Origin of the sequence: Pseudomonas brassicae, assembly GCF_010671725.1 — a bacterium.
Lineage (GTDB): Bacteria > Pseudomonadota > Gammaproteobacteria > Pseudomonadales > Pseudomonadaceae > Aquipseudomonas > Aquipseudomonas brassicae.
The window spans coordinates 1-5,644 of sequence record NZ_JAAHBU010000455.1 but is presented as its reverse complement, the minus strand read 5'-3'; the positions used below and the strand labels follow the sequence as shown (position 1 = coordinate 5,644).

The 5,644-nt window shown below is 66.0% G+C and carries 2 protein-coding genes and 1 pseudogene; all 3 read left to right on the top strand.

The window, feature by feature from the left end:
• Positions 1 to 290 precede the first annotated feature (290 nt).
• Positions 291 to 1,742: a sensor histidine kinase gene (locus G3436_RS24275; RefSeq protein WP_243667300.1), complete on the top strand. Its 1,452-nt coding sequence runs from the start codon at positions 291 to 293 to the stop codon at positions 1,740 to 1,742.
• Between the two features lie 208 nt (positions 1,743 to 1,950).
• Positions 1,951 to 4,683 (top strand): annotated as a pseudogene (locus G3436_RS24270) (multicopper oxidase domain-containing protein).
• A 16-nt stretch (positions 4,684 to 4,699) separates the two neighbouring features.
• Positions 4,700 to 5,644 (top strand): SCO family protein (locus G3436_RS24265; protein WP_243667299.1); only part of this gene is annotated, 945 nt, incomplete at its 3' end.

Sequence of the window (5,644 nt, the reverse complement as noted above, 5' to 3'; positions counted from 1 at the left end):
GGGGATGGGGTGTTGGACGGTGCATGAGTACGTTCCTCTTGCAATCGGGCCCAAGGGTTTGGGTCGTCTGCAGGGGCTTGGGCAACTTCCATACCAACCTGCTCAGGCAGGCTGAAAGGCCCGTTCTCACTGGTTTTCATCCCCTTCGGTGGTGTGATCGGCGCGGCGCGCTGGCGGGGGCGTGGCCCCAGGGTTGGGGGAGGTGGGGAAACTTTCGGGGGCGCGGGTGGTCACGCCGTCATGGCACTGCGCTATACCTTAGGAGGTGATTATTTTCGGGGACGGCCATGATGACTCGCCAGGAGAGCCCAGCCGCGTGCGCCACCACCACCTCCAGCCCCGTCGCCGGCCGGTCGCCGTTCAACCTGCTGCGCTGGTACGCGGTGGTGAGCCTGGCGGTGATTGTCACGGTGTCGATCGGCCTGGGGCTGATTTCTAGCCGTTTCGTGATCAACGAAAGCGTCGAGCGTGATGCCTTGCTGACCGCACAGTTCATCCAGGCGATTGCGTCGGCCGAGGTGCGCCATGTGTCGATCCCGGATGTGCGCACCATGGGCGAGCTGCTCGACCCGCGCCTGGACCAGAGCCACCCGGATGTGCCCGCCGCCGCGCGGCAGGCCGCGCGCTGGGAGTTCCTCGACCATATTGCGCACCTGCCCGATGTGCTGCTGGCCAACATCTATGCGCCCGACCGCATGGTGATCTGGTCGAGCAACCCGGCGCTGGTGGGGCGCATGATCGCGTCCGACGACGACCTGGAGCGCGCCTTCGAGTACAAGGTGCATGTCTCGGCCAGCTACCACAACGTCGATGACGCGCGCAGCGAGCAGAAATTCATCACGCCACCGCAGGACCTGTTCATCGAAAACTACATACCGCTGTTCGACGCCAGTGGCGAGCAGGTCACCGCCATGGTGGAGATCTACAAGGAGCCCAAGGACCTGATTGTGCGCATCAAGAACGGCTTGCTGCTGATCTGGCTGGGCACCACGCTGGGGGCGGCGGTGGTGTACTTCAGCCTGTACTGGATCGTGCGGCGTGCGGCGCGGCAACTGGCGGTGCAGCACAAGCGGCTGATCAGCAACGAAACCTTCGTCGCGCTGGGCGAGATGTCGTCGGCGGTGGCGCACAGCCTGCGCAACCCGCTGGCCAGCATCCGCTCCAGCGCCGAGCTGGCGCTGGAGTTCGACGACGGCGCGGCGCAGCGCAATATCGGCGACATCATCAGCCAGGTGGACCGCATGTCGCAGTGGGTGCGCGAGCTGTTGCAGTCGTTGCGCCCGCTGACCGACCAGGCCGAAGTGGTGGAGCTTGAGGCTGCCGTCAACGACTGCCTGCAGGCGCATGCGCGGCAAGTGGCCAATGCGGGGGTGGAACTGAAGGTCGACGACCTGGCGCAGGCCCGCGTGCTCAGCCACCCGGTGATGCTCCGGCAAATCCTCAACAGCCTGATCAGCAACGCCCTGGAAGCCATGCCCGAGGGCGGCCAACTGCACGTGCAGGTGCTGCGCCGCCAGCGTCGGCAACTGGTGGTGCGGGTGTGCGACACCGGCAAGGGCATGAGCCATCAGCAGCAACGCATGGCGTTCAAACCGTTTTTCACCACCAAGCAGGGTGGCCTGGGGGTGGGCCTGGTGCTGGTACGGCGCATCATGGAGCGCTTCGGTGGCGCGGCGCGGCTCAGCAGCCGTGAAGGGCAGGGCACCTGCGTGACCTTGAGTTTTCGCTGCAGCCCCCGTTAGCGGGGGCATTTCCCCAGTCCTGGTGCTGCGCCCAGGCACTGCGCAATCCATGCAAGGTGTTGGTTTCAAACAAAAAAAACAAACTTGAAACATCCTGACATAACTTGGCTGGCTAATTGCTCCTCACCCTGTACCGCCAGCCATTATCGGGGTGTTCATCATGTTCAAGCCCAGACCTGCGAGCCTGTCCCTCAGTGCCCTTGCCGCCATGCTGCTGGCCCTGGAGGTGTCGGCCCGCCCGATCGACGATGTAGACCCGCCGCGTGCGACGATGCGTCGGCGTTCAGCGACCTGCCGCCGACGCACCGGCTGCGCTGAACAACCTGCTGACCCTGCCCGAGGCCAACGAAGGCGCGTATGACTTGCCGGACGGTGTGCAGGGCACGCGCGACACCCCGCGCAGCGAGAACGCCCTGCCGCCCTTGCAGCAGACCTCGTTCAACTACCCCACCAACGGCAAGCCCAGCCCGATGTTCGGTGCCTTGCCGTTCAGCCAGCAGTTGCTGCTGTTCGAAGAGTTCGGCCCCACCCGGCTGGACCCGACCACCCCGGCGGGCCCACTGGGCTTCCCGCCGCCTGCCCTCGGCCCGGCGCCGCAGCAGGACCCGCTCAGCGTGGCGCGCAGCTCACCGCCCGGGGCGTTGCTGGATGCCTTCCTCAAGCAGCCGGGGCTGACGCCGTTTCCCAGCCAGTTCGCCAATGTGGTGGACCGCAACCCCTGGCAGACCCAGATCGAACTGTTCCTCAACCGCCATATCGGCTCCAGCGCCGAAGGCCGACCGCCAGGCAAGGGCTGGTCGCACCAGCGCTGGAACGAGTTCTACCCGCAGGCGGCCTACAAGACCGTGCAGGCCGGCGCGCGGCTCAACAGCGGGCTGCGCGACAGCGTGCAGATGCACCATTACGCGGTGGGCGAGTTCGGCCCGGGCGGCCTTTACTACAACACCGCAGGCCAGCCCAACACCCAGGGCACTACCAAGGGGGTGGACACGCGCTTTCACCCCAACATGCCGCTGCAGGACCACAAGTCGCTGTGGACCTTCGACGGCACCTTTCCGGTCAAGCTGCTGATGGTGCGCTATGGCCAGCCGGTGCTGATGCGTCACTACAACGCCTTGCCCCTGGACCCGGCGGCCAACCACGGCTTCGGCCTGCACACCATCAGCACCCACGAGCACAATGGCCACGCGCCGGCCGAAAGCGACGGCTATGCCAACGCCTTCTTCTTCCCCGGCCAGTACTACGATTACCGCTGGCCGATCCAGTTGGCCGGCTATGACAGCATCAACACCCGCGCCGAAGACCCGCGTGCAGCGTTCCCGTGCGCGCCGGGCGAAACCCTGTGGGTCAACGACGCCCACCCCGGGCTCAAGACCTGCGACCACGGCAGCATCCGCATTCGCGGCGACTGGCGCGAGACCATGAGCACCCACTGGTTCCACGACCACATGCTCGATTTCACCGCGCAGAACGTCTACAAGGGCAACGCCGCGATGATGAACTACTACAGCGCCCTGGACCGTGGCAACGAGGCGATCGATGACGGCGTCAACCTGCGCCTGCCCAGTGGCTCGGCGCTGGCCTGGGGCAACCGCGACTATGACGTCAACCTGCTGATTGCCGACAAGGCCTGGGATGCGGCAGGGCAGTTGTGGTTCAACCCGTTCAATACCGATGGCTTTCTCGGTGACCAGGTGCTGGTCAACTGGCAGTACAAGCCGTACCTCGACGTGCGTGCGCGCAGCTATCGCCTGCGCATCCTCAACGGCTCGGTATCGCGCTACTTCAAGCTGGCACTGGTGCGCGAAATCAAGGGCAGCGGCGGCGAGTTCGCCGGGCCCAAGGGCTCGGGGCTGTCGTATGCACGGGTGCCGTTCCACCTGATCGGCAACGACGGCAACATCATGGAGTACGCGGTGCCGTTCGACGGCAGCATGGACCTGGACGCCGACGGCGACAGACAGAACCACAACGCCATCCTGCCCACCCAGGGCATCGCCGAACGCTTCGACATCCTGGTCAATTTCGCCCGCAATGGGGTCAAGCCGGGGGACCGGCTGTTTCTGGTCAACCTCAAGGCCCACGACACCGGCAAGGGCCCCAAGGAAGACATCGCGCTGGGCGAGGTGCTGTCGGAGAAGTACCTGGCCGTGATCAAGCAGGGCAGCAAGGGGGCGCAGTGGGACAAGGGCGACCCGGCCGTGGGCAAGGTGCTGCAGTTCAACGTCAAGGCCTACAGCGGCCAGGACCTGGCCATGGACCCGGCCGCCTATGAGCCGGCCCGGCCCGGCAAGGCGGCGGGCAAGCGCATGATCGACCTCAAGCTGCACCGCGACGACCCGGCCGACCAGGCGCGGCTGGCGCAGGCCCGTCACCGCACCTTCATCTTCGGGCGTTCGGACGGCACCGACCAGGCGCCGTGGACGGTCAAGACCGACGGCGGCTTTGGTTTCCACATGGACCCGCGCCGGCTCAATGCCTCGCCGCAACTGGCCAGCGGCCCCACCGATGCCGGTGCAGCGGTTTCGGCACGCTGGAGGTGTGGAAGATCCAGAACGGTGGCAACGGCTGGAGCCACCCGGTGCACGTGCACTTCGAGGAGGGCATCATCCTCAGCCGCGGCGGCAAGGCCCCGCCGGAATGGGAGAAATGGGCGCGCAAGGACGTGTACCGCATCGGCACCGAACAGGACGGGCTGGACAACGTCGAGGTGGCGATCAACTTTCGCGAATTCGCCGGCACCTACATGGAGCACTGCCATAACACCCAGCACGAGGACAACTCGATGCTGCTGCGCTGGGACCTGGAGCACCCCGGCCAGTTGCAGTTGATGCCCACGCCGCTGCCCAGTTGGGATGGGGTCAAGTACATCAATTCTGCCGCGCTGCCCACCTGGCGCAACGGCGATGGTTTCGGCCCTCAGATCAAGCTCGGCAAATAGCCGCAGGAGGCAGGTGATGCTCAGTCTGCAACGCTGGATCGCGCTGGTGCTGGTGTGCACCGGCCTGCTGCACGGGCCGCTGCACGCCGAGGAGGCCACGCCCTGGGGCCGCGGCTATTTCCCAGACACCGAACTGGTGGACCAGGACGGTCGCCACCTGCGCTTTTTCGAGGACCTGATCGAGGGCAAGGTGGTGGTGATCAACTTCATCTTCACCGGTTGCGGCGACTCGTGCCCGCTGGAAACGGCCCGCCTGCGCCAGGTACAGCAGTTGCTGGGGGAGCGCGTGGGCACCGATGTGTTCTTCTACTCGATCAGCATCGACCCGCTATCGGACACGCCCGAGGTGCTCAAGGCCTACGCGGCCAAATTCAAGGTGGCGCCCGGCTGGCTGTTTCTCAGCGGCGACAAGGAGCAGATCGATCAGTTGCGGCGCAGCCTGGGGCTGTTCATCGAGGGTGTGGACAACGGCCGCAGTCGCGACCACAACCTGAGCCTGATCGTCGGCAACCAGGCCAGCGGTCGCTGGATGAAAGCCTCGCCGTTCGAAAACCCGTGGATACTCGCCGACCAGTTGGCCAACAGCCTGCAGAACTGGAAGCAGCCCAGTGCCGAACAAAGCTACGCCGAGGCACCGCAGATCAGGCCACCCAGCCACGGCGAGGAGCTGTTTCGCACGCGCTGCGCGGCCTGCCACAGCCTGGGGCCGCTGGATGGCCAGGGCACCGGCCTGCGCGCCGTGGGGCCGGACCTGCTGGGGGTGACCGAACGCCGTGCGCAGCCCTGGCTGCTGCGGTGGCTGCGCGAGCCCGACCGCATGCTGGCCGAGAAGGACCCCGAGGCCCTGGCGCTGTTCGAGCGCTACGATCGCCTGCCCATGCCCAACCTGCGCCTGAACGAGGCCGATGCACAGGCGCTGCTGGACTTTCTCACGGCGAAAGCAGCGCCAGCAGGGCCTGGC